General features: G+C 71.3%; 13 protein-coding genes and 2 pseudogenes. 5 read left to right on the top strand and 10 right to left on the bottom strand.

Annotation, left to right across the window (positions count from 1 at the left end):
* Positions 1-108: 108 nt before the first annotated feature.
* Together AC07AB_RS13075 and budC are read right to left on the bottom strand one after the other, a co-directional pair.
* Entirely contained in the window at positions 109-1,308 is a 1,200-nt protein-coding gene (locus AC07AB_RS13075) for a lactonase family protein (RefSeq protein WP_478564636.1), read from the bottom strand.
* 213 nt (positions 1,309-1,521) lie between these two features.
* A complete protein-coding gene (gene budC / locus AC07AB_RS13070) occupies positions 1,522-2,295 on the bottom strand; it encodes a meso-2,3-butanediol dehydrogenase (protein WP_478564633.1) in 774 nt (257 codons plus the stop codon).
* Positions 2,296-2,600: 305 nt separating this feature from the next.
* Between budC and AC07AB_RS13065 the strand changes: the two genes are divergently transcribed.
* The 3 genes and pseudogenes from AC07AB_RS13065 to AC07AB_RS13055 all read left to right on the top strand — a co-directional run.
* The gene (locus AC07AB_RS13065; RefSeq protein ID WP_478564630.1) at positions 2,601-3,968 is read left to right on the top strand and encodes a hypothetical protein; all 1,368 of its coding nucleotides are present in this window, start codon (positions 2,601-2,603) and stop codon (positions 3,966-3,968) included.
* Positions 3,969-4,681: 713 nt separating this feature from the next.
* Positions 4,682-5,731 carry a polyprenyl synthetase family protein gene (locus AC07AB_RS13060; RefSeq protein WP_478564627.1) on the top strand — a complete coding sequence of 350 codons (1,050 nt, stop codon included), beginning with the start codon at positions 4,682-4,684 and terminating at the stop codon, positions 5,729-5,731.
* Positions 5,732-5,868: 137 nt separating this feature from the next.
* A pseudogene (locus tag AC07AB_RS13055) lies at positions 5,869-6,255 on the top strand (flavodoxin-dependent (E)-4-hydroxy-3-methylbut-2-enyl-diphosphate synthase); the annotation flags it as partial.
* A gap of 228 nt (positions 6,256-6,483) precedes the next feature.
* Here AC07AB_RS13055 and AC07AB_RS13050 read toward each other — a convergent pair.
* The 8 genes and pseudogenes from AC07AB_RS13050 to AC07AB_RS13015 all read right to left on the bottom strand — a co-directional run.
* Positions 6,484-8,157: pseudogene (locus AC07AB_RS13050) on the bottom strand (glycosyl hydrolase); the annotation flags it as partial.
* Between the two features lie 886 nt (positions 8,158-9,043).
* Positions 9,044-10,630, bottom strand: coding sequence for a glycoside hydrolase family 13 protein (locus AC07AB_RS13045; RefSeq protein WP_478564624.1), 1,587 nt, complete (start codon positions 10,628-10,630; stop codon positions 9,044-9,046).
* 67 nt (positions 10,631-10,697) lie between these two features.
* Positions 10,698-11,579: a carbohydrate ABC transporter permease gene (locus AC07AB_RS13040; protein ID WP_478564622.1), complete on the bottom strand. Its 882-nt coding sequence runs from the start codon at positions 11,577-11,579 to the stop codon at positions 10,698-10,700.
* Complete coding sequence (locus tag AC07AB_RS13035) at positions 11,579-12,532, bottom strand: carbohydrate ABC transporter permease (RefSeq protein WP_478564619.1); 954 nt, start codon at positions 12,530-12,532, stop codon at positions 11,579-11,581. Before AC07AB_RS13035 ends, AC07AB_RS13040 begins: the two co-directional genes overlap by 1 nt.
* The gene (locus tag AC07AB_RS13030) at positions 12,532-13,917 is read right to left on the bottom strand and encodes an ABC transporter substrate-binding protein (RefSeq protein WP_478564616.1); all 1,386 of its coding nucleotides are present in this window, start codon (positions 13,915-13,917) and stop codon (positions 12,532-12,534) included. The genes AC07AB_RS13035 and AC07AB_RS13030 overlap by 1 nt, the downstream gene beginning before the upstream one ends.
* A gap of 204 nt (positions 13,918-14,121) precedes the next feature.
* Positions 14,122-15,132, bottom strand: coding sequence for a LacI family DNA-binding transcriptional regulator (locus AC07AB_RS13025; protein WP_478564613.1), 1,011 nt, complete (start codon positions 15,130-15,132; stop codon positions 14,122-14,124).
* Positions 15,133-15,338: 206 nt separating this feature from the next.
* A complete protein-coding gene (locus AC07AB_RS13020) occupies positions 15,339-15,758 on the bottom strand; it encodes a cysteine/serine endopeptidase inhibitor (RefSeq protein WP_478564610.1) in 420 nt (139 codons plus the stop codon).
* A gap of 449 nt (positions 15,759-16,207) precedes the next feature.
* Positions 16,208-16,795, bottom strand: a complete 588-nt coding sequence (locus AC07AB_RS13015; protein WP_478564608.1) for a winged helix-turn-helix domain-containing protein — start codon at positions 16,793-16,795, stop codon at positions 16,208-16,210.
* A 141-nt stretch (positions 16,796-16,936) separates the two neighbouring features.
* Between AC07AB_RS13015 and def the strand changes: the two genes are divergently transcribed.
* Entirely contained in the window at positions 16,937-17,599 is a 663-nt protein-coding gene (gene def, locus AC07AB_RS13010) for a peptide deformylase (RefSeq protein ID WP_478564606.1), read from the top strand.
* 715 nt (positions 17,600-18,314) lie between these two features.
* Positions 18,315-18,719: a hypothetical protein gene (locus AC07AB_RS13005; RefSeq protein WP_478564605.1), complete on the top strand. Its 405-nt coding sequence runs from the start codon at positions 18,315-18,317 to the stop codon at positions 18,717-18,719.
* Positions 18,720-18,727 lie beyond the last annotated feature (8 nt).

The following is an 18,727-nucleotide window of genomic DNA, read 5'->3' as shown; positions in this document are numbered from 1 at the left end:
GCCCGGGGGTTCCCCCCCGACGGACATTTTTCATTGGCCCGCCGATGTTCGCCCCGTGGTGGTGCCCACGACCGGGGGCCCCACCGCACAGGACGGCCCGCCCGACATTCATACGGGCAGGACGCAGCCCAGAGACGACGTGGCGAAGGGCGAGCCGGAGGGGGTGAGGGCCCCGGAGTCGCGGTTCACGGTGAAGACGCCGACCGTATTGCCGTACTGGTTGGCCGTGAAGAGCAGCGTGCCCGTCGGCGAGAGGCTGAGGTGCCGGGGCCAGGAGCCGCCGCTGGGCACCGTGTCCACCAGGCGCAGGCCGGCTCCGCCGTCGGTGACGGTGAAGCGGGCGACGCTCTCGTGGCCCCGGTTGGAGAGGTAGAGGAACCGGCCGTCGGCCGAGACCGCCACCTCGGACGGGTAGTTGCGGACGGCCGACCGGGAGCCGCCGGGGACGGTGGGACGGCTCTCGCCGCGGGTCAGCGCGCCGGTCGCCGGGTTGTAGGAGTAGACCGTGACCGTACTGTTCAGCTCGTTGGCCACATACGCGTACGGGGCCGTGGGGTGGAAGACCATGTGCCGGGGGCCGGCGCCCGCTACCGAGCGGACCTCGGCGACCGGTCGCAGCGCGCCGCTTCCGGCGTCGAGCCGGTAGGTGTACACCTTGTCGGTGCCCAGGTCGACGGCGAAGACGTAGGCCCCCTTGGGGTCGGTGATGATCTGGTGCGCGTGTGGGCCCTCCTGTCGGCTGGGGTCGGGTCCGGAGCCGGTGTGCTGCACCAGCCCCGTACGCGCGCCCACGCTGCCGTCGCCGTTGATGGTGTGCGCGGCGACGCTGCCGGCGCCGTAGTTCGCGCTGAGCAGGTAGCGGCCGGTGGGGTGTACGGAGAGGTGGGTGACGTTGGCGCCGCCTGTGGAGCGGGCCGGGCCCAGTGCGGTCAGCGCGCCGCCCGCGCCGATGGTGAAGGCGCGGACCGCGCCCTGCCGTCCGCCGTTGTCCAGTGAGTAGAGCACCTTGCTGCCGGGCGCCGCCGCGAGGAAGGACGGGTTGCTCACCCCCGGGAAGCCGCCTTGCCGGGTCAGAACGCCGGTCGCGGTGTCGTAGGCGCAGGAGATGATGCCGTTGCCGTACGTGCCCAGGAACGCCTGCCGCACGCCGGCGGCGCCTCCTTCCCGGTGAGGGGACGCCGCCAGAGCCCGCGCGGCGGGTGCGTGAGCGCCGAGCGCGGCGGCGCCCAGCAGCCCGACGAACGAACGGCGAGCGAGACCGGAGCCCGGAGCTGCGCGCTCGGGGTGCTCCGCGGGGTGTGGGGGCATGGCGGGCGCCTTTCGGTACCTGGGACGGGATGGTGCGCCTTCGGGACGGCGCGTCTTCGGGGTGACACGCGTTCGGCATGACATGCATTCGTCAACAGGATGGCGACTGGAACCGTCTTGGCCCAGACCAATTGCCGCCAACTGGAACGCGGATCGCCCTCGGCCGAACGGCTCGGGGCGGTTTCCCTGGCCAGGAGCGGCGGAGACCGGCGGTCAGAACAGTCGCGGCTGACCGTTGGAAGCGGAGAGCCCGCCGTCGACCGGTAAGTGGACGCCATTGACGAATCGCGCGTCGGAGCTGGCCAGGAAGGCGATGACAACGGCGACTTCGGCCGCTTCGGCGGGGCGCCGCATGGGGATACGCCCGCGGTACGCGGCGACCAAGTCCTCGTTGTCGATGAGAGGCGCGGCCAGCGGGGTGCGCGTGAGGCTCGGGTGCACGGCGTTGACACGCACGCCCTCGTGGCCGTGGTCGAGCGCCATGGCATTGGTCAGGTTGACCAGCGCCCCCTTGGCGGCGTTGTAGGCGGCCAGGCCCCAGTCCCCGCCGAGGCCGGACACCGAGCCGACGTTGACGATGCTGCCGCCGACGCGGCGCAGGTGGGGAAGCGCCGTCTTCGACGCGAAGAAGACGCCGTCGATATCGACTGCCAGGATGTGGCGCCACGTGGCGGTGTCGGTGTCCTCCACGGTTCCGGACGCGGCGACGCCCGCGTTGTTGACCAGCACGTCCAGTCGGCCGTACTCCTCGGCCACGTCCTTCACCAGTGCGGTGATCGCGGACTCGTCGGCGACGTCCACGACGCGCGTCTCGACCGTCGAACCGGAGGGCGCGCCTGCTGCGGTCGCCTTCAGCTTGTCCTCGGTCCGTCCGGCGGCGATCACCGTCGCGCCTTCGCGCCCGAAGCGGTGCACGGTGGCGGCGCCGATACCGGACCCGCCGCCGGTGACGATGACGACCTTGTCCGCGAAACGATTCACGTCCACATCAACTCCTCACTCTTGTAAGGGTAGTTGTCACGACACTACGGGCGGCTGCGGTGCTTCGCACCCCCGGGGGCCCTCGCCGGAAGATCTCCGTGCGGCACGGTCGGATGGGTGATCGCGACCATGGAGCCCCTCGGCCGAAGGCGGTGTCAGGACAGCGGATTAGGTCGCCGATAGCGGGCAGAAAATGAAGAGAGACCTCCCCGACCACACCCCCCGGAACGGACCGCTCATGATCGAATCGTGTGGGCGTTGAATCGTCCGCACGCGCGTGGACCTTGTGCGGGGAAGAACGGAGACTGCGCATGGCCCGCCATGCTCCCAATACGCTGCTGTCCGCGCTGCTGGTGGAGTCCGACTGGACTGCGGGAGGGCTGGCCCGAACAGTCAACGCCCTGGGCTCGGCGCAGGGCCTGGCCCTGCGCTACGACCGTACTTCGGTAGCCCACTGGCTCAGCGGCTCCCGGCCCCGCCCACCCGTTCCCGACCTTGTCGCCTCCGCCTTCAGCCGCCGTACCGGTCGCGTGATCACCGTCGAGGACACCGGACTGCCCCAGACCGCGCGAGCGGTCCATCCGTTCCCTCCTCCGCAGTCCGCGGGGGCTGGTGCCATGCACCGCCTGACAGCCCTGTGCCGCGTGGACGCCGACCCGGCCCGCCGGGCCGTGCTGGCCCGTACCACCGTCTACACCCTGACCGCCCTCACTCCGCCCGTCTGGACACCGCGGCCGCAGCCTCCGCCCCTGCCGCACGGGCCGGAAGGCCAGGCGACCTCCGCGGACGCCCTGGCGTTGCAGGCGATGACCGAGACCTTCGCCTCCCTCGCCGAACGCCACGGCGGAGCCCACATCAGGGCCGCGCTGACCGCTTACCTCGCCGAGGGCGCCGGCCGGCTGCTCACCGCCCCCGCCCCCCACTCCTTACATCGCGACCTGCTGACCGGCACCGTCCAACTCACCCACCTGCTCGCCGGTATGACCGACGACTCCGGCCACCACCGCCTGGCCCAGCAGTACTTCCACACCGCGCTGCACCTGGCCCAGGAGGCCGGCAACCGGCGCCTGTACGCGGTCACGCTGCGCGCCATGAGCACGCAGGCCCTGAGTCTGGGGCACCCGCACCACGCCCTGGACCTCGCCGACACCGCCGTGGACACCGCCGGAACCGACGCCGGCCCGGCCACCCAGGCGTTCCTCCTGGCCCAGCGTGCCCATGTCTACGCGACGCAGCACCAGCCGCGCCGCGCTCTGGCCGACCTGACCGCGGCGGAACGCCATCACGAGCACGCCTCCAGCCCGCCGGGCCCGTTCACGGCCTACCCGCAGGCCGGACTGGACTACCAGCGGGCCCAGGTCCTCCGCGCTCTGGACGAGCCCTCCCAGGCGGTCTCCGCCCTGTCCGCCTCCGCGCGGCACCGCGCCCCCACCCAGCGCAGGGCGCAAGCTCTCACCCAGGCCCGGCTCGCCGAAACCCTCCTGTCCATGGGGCACGTGGAAGCGTCCTGCGCCCACTGGCACGCCTTCCTCGACCAGTACCCCCACCTGCACTCCCAGCAGGCGGACCAGGCTCTCACCCATCTCCATGAGGAGCTGCGCCAGTTCCCTCGCCAACGCCACGCGATCGCCGTCCGCAAGCGGGCGCTCGCTCTCGCGCGGCCCACTGCTGCCCGCTGAACCGACCGGCCGGACCGCGCGCCTCACATCTCACGCCGAGGGCCCCGCCTCCTCCGGGCTCGTGGCCCGGCGGCGGGGCGCGCGGCGGTGCTCGGCGTCACCTCACCCTGTGCCTGATCATTCCTCCGCTCCCGAAAGCCCCGTCTCCCGCTCCGCCTCCGCCTGGGGAAGAGCCTCCTCGCCCACATCGGCCCAGGAGTCACCCTCTCCTGGCAACTGGACGGCACGGCAAAGCAGTTGATCGCAAATCCGGAGCGGCGCACTGAACCTGAAGGGATCGTCCATACCCCCTGAATACGTGCTCCGCGCCGCCCACGCCAGAGCAACGCGGGCACGGCGGCGCCGCCCACCCGAAGAAACGTTCCTCATGCGCCCACTTGCCCGAAGCGCCGAGGCGCTCGCGGCCGGCGGGGGCGGCGCGTTCCATGCGGGTACGCGCTGACCTGCGACGGGTACGCACTGACCTGCGAGCTGTCGCGTGTGCCGAGTATCAAAGGACCATCGACGCCCCAGGACCCGCCTGGTACCCCGCCGGCACATGTGCGTTCAACGCGTGCACGAGCCCATCACACCTGATCACTTGTCCGGCCTCACCGGCCGTGGCCTGCTGGATGTGAGCCCGAGAGCTGCCGGTCACACCCCGCTTCGGCGTAAGCGGGCGGCAGCCGACGGGCCCCACCCCGGTGACCTGCCCTTTCAAGGGAGGACTTGTGATGGCCACGACCGCGTTCACCGCATCAGCCGACAGCACACGCTCCGGCGCGACCGTACTGGAGCGGGCCCGTGAGCTGACCGGTCCGGCGCTACGCGGCTGGAGCGAGAGGCTGCCGCCCATAGTGGCCGGATGGGCCGGCTATCACCTGGGGTGGCGGGACGAGGCCGGGCGCCCGCTGCGAGGGTATCGGGGCAAAGCGGTGCGCCCGGCGCTCGTCCTCAGTTGCGCCGAGGCCGTGGGTGGAACGGCGCAGGACGCGTTGCACGCGGCGGTGGCCGTCGAACTGGTGCACAACTTCTCGATCCTCCACGACGACGTCATCGATCAGGACACCCTGCGCAGCCACCGGCCCACCGTGTGGAAGCTGTTCGGCGTTCCGGCGGCGATCCTCACCGGGGACGCCCTGCTGGCCCTCGCCCACCATGCGGTCGCGACCGCCCCCGGGCCCGAGACCGCGTCCTCGGTCATGGTGTTCAGCGACACGGTGGAGGAACTGGTCGAGGGCGAGGCGATGGATGTGGCCTTCGAGCGGCGCTCGGACGTCACCACGGCCGAGTACACCGCGATGGCCACGGCCAAGACCGGGTCGGTGATGGGGGCCGCGTGCGGCCTGGGCGCGCTGGCCGGCGGCGCGGACGCCGAACGGGCGCGCTCCTTCGTGGAGTTCGGCCGGCACCTGGGGCTGGCCTTCCAGATCGTGGACGACCTCCTCGGGGTCTTCGGCGATCCGAAGACGACAGGCAAACCGGTGGGCGGCGACATCGCCGCTCGCAAGAAGACCTATCCCATCCTCGCCGCCCTCGCCTCCGACACGGCGCAGGGCCGGACTCTGGCCGAGATCTACGCGAGCGGCGCCTCGCTGTCCGAAGCCGACCTGCGGTGGGCGACGCTGCTGGTCACTGACGCCGGCGGCGAACGGACGGCCCGTCAGGCGGTCGAGCGGGAGCTTGAGGCGGCCTTCGCCGCACTGGCCGAAGCCGGGCCCGCCAACGAGGCCCGACGGGATCTGACGGCGCTGGCCCAGTTGCTCACCCACCGGAACAGCTGAGGGACGGCTGAGGGACAACTGAGAGAGTGGCCTCGTATGCCGCACGACCAGCACAGGACCGCCCCGTCGGCGATGTCCCCGTCGGCGGCGGCGCACCGGTCCCGTGCGGACCATGGCCACCCCCGAAACCGCCGGCATCGACGCCGCCCGTCGAGCAGGTCGAAGCCGCAAACCGCATCCTCCAGTCCCTGGGCCTGCGCCCCCACCGACTCGAAATCGCCCCCTGCCCCGGCTGCGGCCGCCTCCAGGTCGGCATCCGCAAGCTCGCTTCCCCGGTCGAGGCCGCCTTCGACGGCTTCCCCCATCCCTTGCGTATCGCCGTCATGGGCTGCGTGGTCACCGGTCCGGGCGAGTCCCGCGAGGCCGACCTCGGCGCCTCCTGCGGCAACGGCAAGGGCCAGATCTTCCTCAAGGGAGAGGTCGTCAGGACGGTCCCCGAATCCAGGACGGTCCCCGAATCAGGGATCGTCGGAGTCCTCCTCGACGGAGCGACCCGACTCGCCGGGGAGGGTGAGCTGCGATGACCGCCTCACCGCTCCCCGGTCACCAGCGACCGGCCGCCGTCGCCCGCCCTCGGCGCACCGCGCGTACGGGCCCACGTGCGGCGCGCCCAGGCGACGCGGGCCGGGTGCTCGGCGTCTGTGTGCGCGCCTCGGCCGCTGACACCGTCGGCCGCTCCCCCGAGTACGCGGCCGCGTCGAGCAGCCGGGCGGCCGCACGTCAGCGGCGGCCCGGTGCCCAAGACGTGTCCGTCACTCCACGTCGACCTTGAATGTGGAGGTGGTGTTGCGGATGTTCTCCGCGTTGTCCCGCAGGGTCAGTCTCCGGAACGTCGCCTTGCCCACGGCCGGGCCCTGCCCCTGCTCGGGCAGTTCGTTGGCCCAGATGCCGAAGCCGGACTTCGCGTCGTACTCGTCGCCGCTCTTCTTCGCCCCGGAGACGGTCACGTCCGTCAGTTCCGTGTCCTCGACCGGGTTCTGCGGCTGCTGTCCGACGTAGTTCGTCTGGAACATGATCCCGTGGTACGTCGGGTCGGTGATCGCGGCGCCGTTCACCCGGATCGCCCGGAAGGGCTTCGACGCCGAGAAGAGCCAGATGCCGGGGAAGGTCTGGCCATTCCAGAAGTGGCCGCCCGCGCGCTCGACGGCGAGGTTCTCGAACGTGCTCTGACCGGGCCCGAAGCCGTTCATGGGGAAGCCGAAGTCCAGCGAGGAGATGGTCACTCCCGCGTAGACCAGGGTGTCCGTGACGCGGATGTTCCGGAAGGTGTTGAGCTGGCCGCCGTAGACGGCCAGGCCGGCGGCCCGCCAGGTGAGCTTCGAGGTCAGGTTCGCGTAGACGTTGTTCTTCTGGTCGCCGCCGCCCGAGTCGAGCGCGGAGAACAGCGCGAAGGAGTCGTCGCCGGTGGCCCGGGCCTCGTTGTCGGTCACCAGGTTGTCGGTGGACCCGTTCGTCATGTTCAGGCCGTCCGCGTAGGTGTCGCGGATGCGATTGTTCTTGAGCGTCATCCGGTCGGTGTTGGCGCCCCAGTAGAGGCACACCATGTGCTCGGCCCAGATGTCGTCGATGGTGATGCCGGAGACGTTCTGGAAGTCGAAGACCTTGCCGGGTCCGTCGATGCGCGAGGTGTAGTCGCCGAAGTACGCGAAGCCGGAGAACGTCGAGCCGTTGGCGCCGTTGTCCGCGCGGAAGCCGACGTCGGTGTTCTGCTGCCCGGCGGGGGCGTGGAAGCGGGTGGACCACGGTCCGGCGCCGATCACCTTCACCGGCTTGAGGTAGACCTGGAACTTGCTGGACGTCTGATAGTCGCCGGGCGGCAGGTAGACACCCTGAATCTTTCCGGTGGTGTCCATCCGGGCCTGGTCCAGCGCGTTCTGCACGTCCTGGTGGCCGAACCCGGCCGGTTGCACGAACGCCGCGGGGTCCGGGTTCGGCCTCGCGGAGACCTTCTCGAAGTCGACGAAGTCGATGGCGTACGAGGAGGAGTCGCCGGCGTCCTTCTGGAGCCGGATCGTGCCGCCCGCCGGGACGGTGCGGCCGAGGTCGAGGTGCGCCTCGTCGTAGATGTGCCGGGCGGGGCCCGCGCCCGGGTCGTTCACCGGGAACGCCTCGGGCCCGTACAGCCAGGCGTACTTGGATGTGAGGTCGAGCGGTTTCACCTTCGCGCCGTCCGCGTAGACGTTCAGCGTCGCGTTCGTTCCGCCGCCGCCCGGTGCGTCCGGGATGGAGAAGCGGGCGACCAGGGTGTTGGTCTCCACCGGGGTGGTGAACTCCACGTACTGGCCGGTCTCCTTGAGCGTCACGGCCTTTCGGCCCGATGCCTCGCCCGCCAGGTCGCCGATCTTCCGGTTGGGCCCGATCACCTGGGCGCCGCCGCCGGTGGTGCCGGTCTCCGCCTCGACGGTGGTGTACGGCATGGTGGCGCCGGCTGCCGCCGTCTTGGCGCGTCCCGGGCCCCGGCCCTGCGTGGGCTTGGCGCTCGGCGGGGTGAACGCGGCGCGCGAGGAGCCCTTGCCCGCCGCGACGGTGCGGGTGGCCGTACGGCTGTCCGGGGACGTGTTGCCCGACGCGTCCCGGGCCCGCACGCTGTAGTCGGTCCTGTGCTCCGTGCCGCCGGGCGCCGTGGTGTCGCTCCAGCGCGTCGCCGTCGCGGGCAGCCCGGCGCGCAGCCGGCCGTCGGCGTAGACGTCGTACCCGGCCGCGCCGGGGGCGCGCTCCCAGCTCAGCGTCGCGCCGTCCAGCCGGACGCCGCGCGGCGTCTTCGGCGGCGTGGTGTCGCCCGACGCCGCTCCGTACACGGCGAGCTCGCCGACCCGGTGCGCTCCGGCGAGGCGGAGATAGCGCAACGGGGCGCCGCCGAGGCGCAGCGTGACCTCGCCCTCGCGGGCACGGGCGTCGGACAGTTCCACGAAGTCGCGGCCGTTGACGGAGCCTTGGAGCTGGACCTGCTGGGCCTCGCCGGGCAGTCGGAGCTCGACCCGGTCCAGCCGGCGGGTCGTCCCGAGGTCGGCCCGTACCCAGTGGGAGCCGCTGCCCCGCGCGTACGAGGCGGGGTCGCCGTCATGCGCGCGGGCGGCGTTCGCGTCGCCGCTGAGGCTTGCCGGGAGGGGGGATTCGCCGGCCGCCTTGCTGTCCGGCGCGGTTCCGGCGGCGGCCGACGGCCCGCCGGCCAGCAGCAGTCCGGTGCCGAGCAGGGCGGCCAGTACGGGTCGCCAGGCTCTTGTGCGGTGTGCGGTGCGTTCCGTGGCGCTTTCTGTTGTGCCCATGACATTCCCTTCTGTGGGAGGGCGGGCGGCGGTCGTGCCCGGGTGGTCAGGCCCGCAGCCAGACCGCCGTGTCCTGCGGCAGCGCGCCTCCTGGCCTCAGAGGGCCGCTGGCCAGCAGAAGTTCGCGGTGCGCGGGAAGCGTCACGTCCGCCGCGCCGAGGTTGGCCACGCACAGCAGGTCGCCGCCGTCCGGCAGAGTCCGCGCGAAGGACAGCGTGTGCGGTATGTCCGTACGCAGCCAGCGCAGCGGGCCCGCGTCCCCGAAGGAGCGGCGCAGCCGCAGCGCGGTCCGGTACAGGGCGAGCATCGAGGCCGGGTCGGCGGCCTGCCGCTCCGCCGCGTACCGTCCCCAGTCCGCTGGGCGCGGCAGCCAGCTCGGGCCGTCCTCGTCGGCCCGCCAGGGCAGCGGCACCCGGCAGCCGTCGCGTCCCGGGTCCACGCCGCCGGAACGGGCGTGCATCGGGTCCTGCACCAGCTCGGGCGGTATCTCCGCCTCCGGCAGACCCAGTTCCTCGCCCTGGTAGAGGTAGACGGAGCCGGGCAGGGCCAGTGTGAGCAGCGCGGCGGCGCGCGCTCTGCGGGTGCCCAGCGCAAGGTCGGAGGGGACCCCGAAGCGCTTGCGCTCAAAGGCGAATCCGGTGTCCTCGGCCCGTCCGTAGCGGGTGACCGTGCGGGTCACGTCGTGGTTGGCCAGCACCCAGGTCGCGGGTGCGCCGACGGGCGCGTGCGCGGCCAGGGTGAGGTCGATGGACGCCCGCAGTTCGGCCGCGTCCCAGGGGCGGGCCAGGAAGTCGAAGTTGAAGGCGGTGTGCAGTTCGTCGGGGCGCAGGTAGCGGGCGAAGCGCTCGGGGTCCGGCAGCCAGATCTCGCCGATCAGCACGGCCCCGTACTCCTCGGCCAGCCGCCGCCAGGAGCGGTAGACGCCGTGCAGCTCCGGCCGGTCGTGGAAGGGGTGCGGCCCCCCATCGGCACCGTCTTCGGCATCGCCGCCGGGCATGTCGGGCAGCCCGTCGGCCTTGGCGAGGAGCGCCGCGGAGTCGATCCGCACGCCCGCCGCGCCGCGCTCGAACCAGAACCGCAGCACGTCCTCGTGCTCCTGACGCACCGTCGAGTGGCTCCAGTTGAGGTCCGGCTGCTCGGGGCTGAAGAGGTGCAGGTACCACTGGCCGCTGTCGGTGCGCGACCAGGGCACGCCGCCGAACTCGCTCACCCAGTCGTTGGGCGGCTCGCAGGAGGGCGGCCGGAAGTGGAACAGCTCCTGCTCCGGCGATCCGGGGCCGGCGGCGAGCGCGGCCTTGAACCACGGGTGCTGGTCCGAGACATGGTTCGGCACGATGTCCACGATGGTGCGCAGGCCCAGCTCGTCCGCCTCCGCCAGGAGCTTCTCCGCCTCGGCGAGGGTGCCGAAGGCCGGGTCGACGGTGCGGTAGTCGGCGACGTCGTAGCCGCCGTCGGCGAGCGGCGAGAGATACCAGGGGGTGAACCACAGCGCGTCCACACCGAGTTCCGCCAGGTACGGCAGCCGGGCGCGGACACCGGCCAGATCGCCGGTTCCGTCGCCGTTGCCGTCGGCGAAGGAACGTACGTACACCTGGTAGATGGCAGCGGTGCGCCACCAGTCCGTGCGGGGCAAAGGAGGTTCCTTTCGTACGGGGCCGTGCGCGTGCGTACGGGCGTACCGGCGGGCGGGGCGGGCGGCGTCAGCCCTTGAGTCCGCCCGCGCCGAGGCCGGCGATGATCTGCCGCTGGAAGACCAGGAACAGCGCGATCAGCGGCAGCGAGGCCATCACCAGTCCCGCTACCAGGCTGTTGAGCGGGGTGTCCTGGGCGATGCGCTGGAGGAAGACGCTCAGCGGCTGCTTCGCCGGGTCGGGCAGTACGAGCAGCGGCCAGAGGAAGTCCTTCCACACGGCGACGACCGACAGGATCGACACCACGGCGAGGATCGGCCGGGACAGCGGCAGCACGATCCGCCACATCGTGCCGATCGGGCCGGAGCCGTCGACGCGTGCCGCGTCCAGCAGTTCGTCGGGGACGCGGTCGAAGAAGTTCTTCAAGATGTAGATGTTGAAGGCGTTGGCGGCGGCGGGCAGCCAGACCGCGCTCGGGCTGTTGATGAGGTTCCGGTTGACCAGCGGGACGTCGACGACCGTGAGGTAGGCGGGTACCAGCAGTGCGGTGGCGGGCATCATCAGGGTGACGAGCATCAGTCCCAGCACCACGTTCTCGAACCGGGGCCGCAGCTTGGAGAGCGCGTACGCGGCGGGGACCTGCACCGCGAGCTGGATCAGCCAGGCGCCGCCGGCCAGCAGCACCGTGTTCAGGAAGTAGCGGGTGAGGTCCATCTCGCGCCAGGCGCGGGCGTAGTTCTCCGGGTGCCAGTGCGTGGGAACGTAGCTGGGCGGGTTCTGCGCCAGCTCGGCCGAGGACTTCATCGCGCCCGTCGCGGCCCAGTACAGCGGGACGAGGAAGGCGACGGTGAACAGGGCCAGCGCCACGGCCAGCGCCGTCCAGTAGATCAGCTTCCCCTTGCGGGTGCGCAGTACGCCGGGGCGGACCAGCGTCCGGGTCGAGGCGGTCATCAGTCCTCCTTGGCGCCGCGGGTGGCGCGCAGGTAGAGGCCGGAGAACCCGGCGAGGACGAGGAGCAGCAGCAGGCTGAGCGCGCTCGCGGTGCCGAAGTCGTCATAGACGAAGGCGTAGCGGTAGACGAGGAACATCACGGTGACCGTGGAGTCGTCGGGCCCGCCGCCGGTCATCACGTACGGCTCGGTGAACACCTGCATCGTCGCGACGATCTGGAGCAGCATGAGGACCAGCAGGACGAATCGGGTCTGCGGGATCGTGATGTGGCGCAGTCGCTGCCAGAGGTTCGCGCCGTCCAGTTCCGCCGCCTCGTACAGCTCGCCGGGGATGGTCTGGAGGGCTGCCAGGTAGATCAACGTGGCGGTGCCCATGTTGGCCCAGGTGGAGACGATCACCAGGGAGACCAGTGAGGTGGCGGAGGAGTCCAGCCAGCCGGACGTCGGCAGGTGGAGGGTGCGCAGCAACTCGTTGAGCAGCCCCGGTCCCGGGTCGTAGAACCATTTCCACATCAGCGCCACGACCACCGGCGGCAGCATCACCGGGAGGTAGACCAGGACGCGGAAGTACGCGCGGGCGTGCCGGAACTCGTTGAGCAGCACCGCGGTCGCAAACGGCACGAGGAAGCCGAGGACCAGCGCGTAGGCGGTGAACAGCGCGGTGTTCCGCCACGCCGTGGCGAGCAGCGGGTCGCGGAAGAGCTTCGCGAAGTTGGCCGGGCCCGCCCATGTGTTGCCGGTGGCGAAGTTGACATGCTGGAAGCTCAGCAGCGCGTTGCGGATGATCGGCCACCACGAGAACAGCGCGAAGACGACCACGGCGGCGCACAGGAATCCGTACGCGGTCAGGTGCTCGCGCACCGAACGGCGGCGGCGGGCCGCGCGGCGCTCCCGCTCCGCGGCGGCCGGCGGGGGCGTGGACGCCGTTGTCTCCAGCGCGGGCGCGGTGGCCATCAGGACGCGCTGTAGATCTGGTCGACCTTCTTCTCGGCGGTGGCGAGAACCGCGTCGATGTCGGCGTCCTTCTCGGTGAGGACCGCCTGCATCGCGTTGTCGAGCGCGGCGTAGACCCGCTGTGCCTCCGGAGGCTCGATCACGCCGGGGACGCGGGGCGCGGCGTCCATGAAGGACTGGTAGTTGCCGACGGGGACGTTGGCGTACGTGCGCTTGGCCTTCTCCACCCGGTCGCGGACGGCCCCCTTCCAGATGTCGGGGGTGGGTGGCATGGGCAGCCCGATGGGCAGCTTCGCTTCGAGGTTGTCCTTGATGTTCCGCTCGACAAGGTCCGGGTTGAGGAATTTCCACTGCAGCCACTTGATCCCGGCCTTGATCTTCTTCGGCGAGGACTTGGGGTTGATCATGTACCCCTCGCCGCCGATCAGCGTCGCCTTGGCGTCAGGGACGGGTGCGAGGCCGTAGTCCCGGTACTCGCCGCCGAACTGCTTGGCGATGACGGTGATGTTGTCGGCGGCGGAGACGTACATCCCGAGCTTTCCGCTGCCCATCATCCGCTGGACGTCCTCGGCCTGGAGCAGCTGTTTGCTGCCCATCGAACCGTCCTCCCAGCGCATGTCGTGCAGGTCCTGGAGGGTGGCCCGGCCGGCCGCCGAGTTGAACGCGGCCTTCCACTTTCCGTCCTGTCCGGTGGCCACCCGGCCGCCGCGCGAGTAGAGCTCGGCGGTGAAGTGCCAGCCGCCCTGGTTGTTCTTGGAGAAGTCGGCGTAGCCGGCGATGTTGTCGCCGAGCTTCGCGATCCGCCGCGCCGCGGCACGCACCTCCGGCCAGGTCCGCGGCGGCCGGTCCGGATCGAGCCCGGCCTTCTTGAACAGCGTGCGGTTGTAGAGCAGGCCCATCGAGTAGTTGGCGGTCGGCAGGCCGTACTGGCGGCCCTTCCCGTCCTGGAACACCTTCATCAACTCGTCCTGGACGTCCGCGCGGTGCGGCATGTCCTTGACGTAGCCGGTGATGTCGGCCGCCTGCCTCTTCGCGATCAGGCCGCGAGTGTCGGTGAAGTAGACGTAGAAGACATCCTCCAACTTGCCGCCGGCCAGCTTGGCGTTGAAGGTCTTCGGGTCCATGAAGCCTTCGTGCGGCACGATGTCGATGTCGGGGTTGGCCTGCTCGAACTGCCGCACATGCTTGTCGAAGAGCGTGCGCTCGAACGCCTGCGTCGTGGGCGGCTGGCCGTTGACGGCGAGCTTCACCTTGCCACCCGGCGCGCCGTCGGTGTCATCGCCGCCGTCGCTGCTGGTGCCGCAGGCGGTGAGCGCGGTCAGGGAGAGGACCGCGACGGAGGCGAGCGCGAGGGAACGGCTTCTCGTGGGTGACGTGGATGACATCGGTGGACCCCTCTGGGCGTGAGCTCTGGGCGTGAGCGATGCGGTGAGCGGTGGCGCACACTCAAGCACCGGGGTCAGGGGAGGGCAAGATGTCATGCAGAGCTTGCAAAAGATTGACAGATATTGGGAGGCGGGCTCTCGGCGCGAGGGGCGAGACGCAAGCGCCGGGAAACGGGGGCTGTCAACGCGCGGGAGCGCGGTTCGCTAGCGCGAGGGGGCCGGGCCCGTCGAGCCGCGTACGACGAGCTCCGGCTCGAACATGATCTCGTCGCGGACCACTTCCCTGCCGTCGATCTGCGCGGTCAGCAGCTGGACCGCGGTACGCCCCATGGCGTCGATCGGCTGCCGGACGGTCGACAGCGGCGGCTCCGTGACGGTCATCAGCGGCGAATCGTCGTACCCCACCACCGACACGTCCTCCGGCACCCGCAGCCCGCGCCGGCGCGCGGCTCGCACCGCGCCCAGCGCGATGATGTCGCTGGCGCAGACGATGCCGGTGACCCCGGCGTCCAGCAGCCTGGAGGCCGCCGTGTGGCCGCCCTCCATCGAGTACATCCCGCGCACCACGCGCTCTCGCGGCAGCTCGGCGCCCGCGGCCCGCGCCACTGCCTGCCCGGCGGCCAGCTTGCGCCGCGAGGGCACGTGGTCGGACGGGCCGAGCGCCAGACCGATCCGCTCGTGCCCGAGCGAGGTGAGGTGGCGCCACGCCTGCTCCACCGCGACCGCGTCGTCGGTGGAGACGCAGGGGAAGTCCAGCCCCGGAATCGGCGCGTTGACCAGCACCACCGGCAGGTTCCTGGCGTGCAGCAGCCGGTAGTGGTCGTGCGGCGCGTCCGCCTGGGCGTACAGCCCGCCCGCGAACACCACGCCGGAGACCTGCTGCTGGAGCAGCAGATCCACGTAGTCCGTCTCCTGGATGCCGCCCGGCGTCTGGGTGCAGAGCACGGGGGTCAGCCCGCGCTGGGCCAGCGCACCGCCGACGACCTCGGCGAAGGCGGGGAAGATCGGGTTCGACAGCTCGGGCAGCACCAGCCCAATGAGCTTGCCGCGCTCGCCGCGCAGTTGGGTCGGGCGCTCGTAACCGAGTACGTCCAGCGCCGTGAGCACCGCCTGCCGAGTGCTCTGCGAGACCCCGGGCTTGCCGTTCAGCACCCGACTGACGGTGGCCTCGGAGACGCCCACCTTCTTCGCCACCAGCGCAAGTCGTCGCGTCATACACGCAATATTAGCGCAAGGCTTGCACGCTGCTTGCGGTTCTTGCGCCGCTCGCCGCTTACGGCTGGGGGTGGTTGGCTTGGCCTGGGCGACGGGCCCGATGGCGGGTGCGGCGAGTACGCCGCCGTCATCGGGCCCGCACGATGCCGGGGGCCGCTATATGAGGGCGGCGGGCCGTTGCATCAGGGCGACCGACAGGGGACGGTTCAGCGGACGAACTTCCAGCTGACCTTCTCGACCATGTCGGTGCCCGCCGGCACCAGCTTCCGGAAGGCCGCCTGGCCGAGGTCTATATGGGTCGAGGCACAGGAGGGGCACTTGTCCCTGACCGGCACGGTGATGGTCTTGCCCTTGTACGTGACCTGCACCTTCACCCCGGAACAGAGCGGGTCCTTGTTCGGGTTGGCCGAGGTCCACCAGGCGGCGGAGACGGCGACCAAGTCCTGTGCGGTGGGGTCGATGTACGTGCCGCAGGCGCCGTAACCCTTGTCGTTGTAGTAGGTCATCTTGCCGGTCATGGGCTTGCCGATGGGCACGTCGGCGTGGGCCGTTCCGGTGCCGAGGGCTATGCCGGTGACGGCGATCACGCCGCAGACCGTGGATCTCCAGCGTAAGGATGCGCGCATGGCTTCTCCTCATTCGAGTTCATCCGAGTACATCCGGGTCGTTCCGGGGCCTTGCTCGGGCAGGCGCCGTTGCCTGGACGGCGGTGCGTCCGGCGGTGCACAACGGCGGGAGACCGCCGACGCGTTGCCGTCGCCTACGCGCGCCCGGCACACCGGGGCGCGGACTTCGGCGGCGGCAGTCCTCGGAGCTCTCCCGAGCACATGAGTGTCATGGACTCCGGCCGCCCCACAACCCCCGATGGGCACAGCTGTCCTGAACCAGCGGATATATTCGGTGAGTTTGGCCCGGAACGGTCGGACGGACCGTCCGCTCACCGGACCGTTACGGGCGTCCCCCGCACCGCCGTCGCACCCGGACCCGCCGCGTCAGCCCCGGCACGTACGCGGTCGTTCCCCGACATACATGGGAGGTTCGGCCCCCGCGCCTCCCGCCCCGGCGCCCCTACGTCTCAGTCTCCGTCCGCCTCGTCCGTCGCCTCGTCCGCCGCCTCGGGCAGCAGGGGGAACAGCCGGGAGATGAGGGCCACGGGCCGAGCCCCCTCGGGCCGGGCCAACGGGCGCTGCTCACGGCCCTGATAGGGCGCGAGCGCTCGCCGGAGTGCGGCCGCCACCCGGCTCATCTCGTCGGGCGTCAGGTAGGCGACGGCGCTGAACGCTTCGTCCTGGCACCACTCCGCCGGCGCCTGGCCGCGCTGGGCGAGCCATCGGCGCCAGCTCTCGTCCTCCAGCCCGCGGGCCAAGTCGCTGAAATCCTCCGCGGGTGCGTCGGCGGCGTCGTCACCCTGCCGCAGCCGCCAGGGCCGGGCCCGTCCCCCGCCGTGCGGAGCCTCTTCGACGTGGCCGTGGCGGGCGAGCTGCCGCAGGTGGAACGAGCAGAGGCCGGAGCTGTAGCCGAGCCGGGCGGCGGCTTCGGTCGCGGTGACGGTCCCGACTTCCGCCAGTAGGGCCAGCAGGGCGGTACGGACCTCGTGCTCGCGCAGTCCGTCGAGGTCGCGGGTCCGGCCGGGCCGGGAGTCGCCGAGGTCGTCTTCAGTCACTTTGCAAAGTCTGCTACTTTGCAAAGCGCTTGGCAAGTCCGCGCTCAGCTCAGGCACGTCAGGCCGCAGTGACGCGTACGCGATACCTGTGGCGTGCGCACCGCCTGCCGTGGCGTGCGAAAAAGGGGAGACACCACCACCATGTCCGTTCATCACGACCGGTCCCGTCCCGCCGACCGGCGAGTCCGCGTGCAGGGGCGCCCCGTCGACTCGTACCCGGCCCGGCCGGCGCAGGCGCGGCGCGGTGCGGCGCGCCGCGTCACGGAGGTCGGCGAAGAGGTCCTGAGTCGCCGGTGCCGGGACGTCACCGAGTTCGGCTCCGCCGAGCTCTCGGCGCTGATCGACGACATGTTCCTGACGATGTACGTGGCCGACGGCGCCGGCCTCGCCGCCAACCAGGTCGGCGTCGGCCTGCGGCTCTTCGTGTACGACTGCCCGGACGACGCCGGGGTCCGGCATGTCGGCCACATCGTCAACCCGGTTCTGGAGCTGCCCGGTCCCGGTGGTCGCCGTCTCGTCGACGACCATGAGGGGTGCCTCTCCGTGCCGGGCGCCACCATGCCGGTGCCCCGTACCGACCGCGCGGTGGTGCGGGGGTTCGACAAGGACGGCGAACCGGTCGTCGTCGAAGGGACCGGCTACTTCGCCCGGTGCCTTCAGCACGAGTACGACCATCTCCAGGGCCACACGTATCTCGACCGGCTCTCCAAACGCGACCGCAAGGACGCGCTGCGGCAGATGGAGAACCGCCGCGAAGAGGTCTTCGCCCGGCGCGCCGTCAAGGCCGCCGAGCTGGGTCGGTGAGCCCGTTCAACTGCACCGGTGAGACCGCCTCGACGGACGTCACGGGTACAGCGGCCACCGAGCCACCAGCACAGGAGGACCACCCGAAGTAGCCGCCGTACCCACTGCCTCCGCTCCCCCGCCCCTTCCGCCTGCTTCCGGATGCTTCCGGATGGCGGAGCAGCGGTGGCGGCGCGCGCCGGGACGGGGGACGTTCGAGCCATCGTCCCGGCCGGTGCGGCGGGTGTCCGAGTGGCGGCGGCCGGAAGCGGGCCGGCGCCGTGGAGTCCTCTGGTGGTATGGATGGGAAAGCAGCGCTCGGCATCCGGCGGCACCGCGCCCTGTCTGCGGCTCGACGTCGCCCGGGACGGCCGGGTCGAGGCCGAGGGCGCGCCGTCCGTGTATCTCGGCGACCCGGACGGCGCCCCCGGAGACCCCTTCGCCGCCTGGCACTGGGATGGGCGGAAGCTCACCGTCCGCTGTGACCGCTACGGGCTGCCCAAGGTCTTCTACGCGGTGACGGACAGCGCTGTGATGCTCTCCACCGAGTTGTCCCGGCTCCTGGACATGGGGGCGCCGGCCGCCGTGGACGACGACGCGCTGGCGGTGTTCCTGCGCCTCGGGACGTTCCTCGCCGAGGACACCCCGTTCCGGGCGGTGCGCGCCCTGCCGCCCGGCGCGCGGATGGAGTGGACGCCCGTACGAGCCGGGGAGGGGCTGCCATCCCCTCCGGCTGATGGGGCACGGCGGGCTGCGGGTGCATCTGCCGTATCTCGACCACGGCCTTTTCGATCTGATGGCGGCGCTCCCGGAGCGCATACTGACGGACGAGGGTTTCCATACCGAGGCGATCCGGCGCGCCTATCCGCGCCTCGCGCATCTGCCGTTCGCCGAGGGTCCGATGCGGCGCGGGCCCCGTGTGGCGGCGAACCGGCTGCTGTACCTCGCCGACCTGTCCTTCCACGCCCTCACCCGGGAACGCGGATGGTGGCGATCGTCCGACGGGCTGCTGCCCAAGCTGCTCACCGGCGGCGGGCGCCCGCCGTCGTGGCGGGCGGTGGACAAATTCGCGCCCTTAGCCGTCCAGCTGTTCCATCTGGAGGCCCTTGTCTCCGAGAAGGGCGGCCGCGTTTCCGGATAGAGCCGTTG

The organism is Streptomyces sp. NPDC044033 (assembly GCF_056434425.1).
Note: the sequence above shows the minus strand (reverse complement) of the source record. Positions and strands in the feature narration are given on the sequence as shown.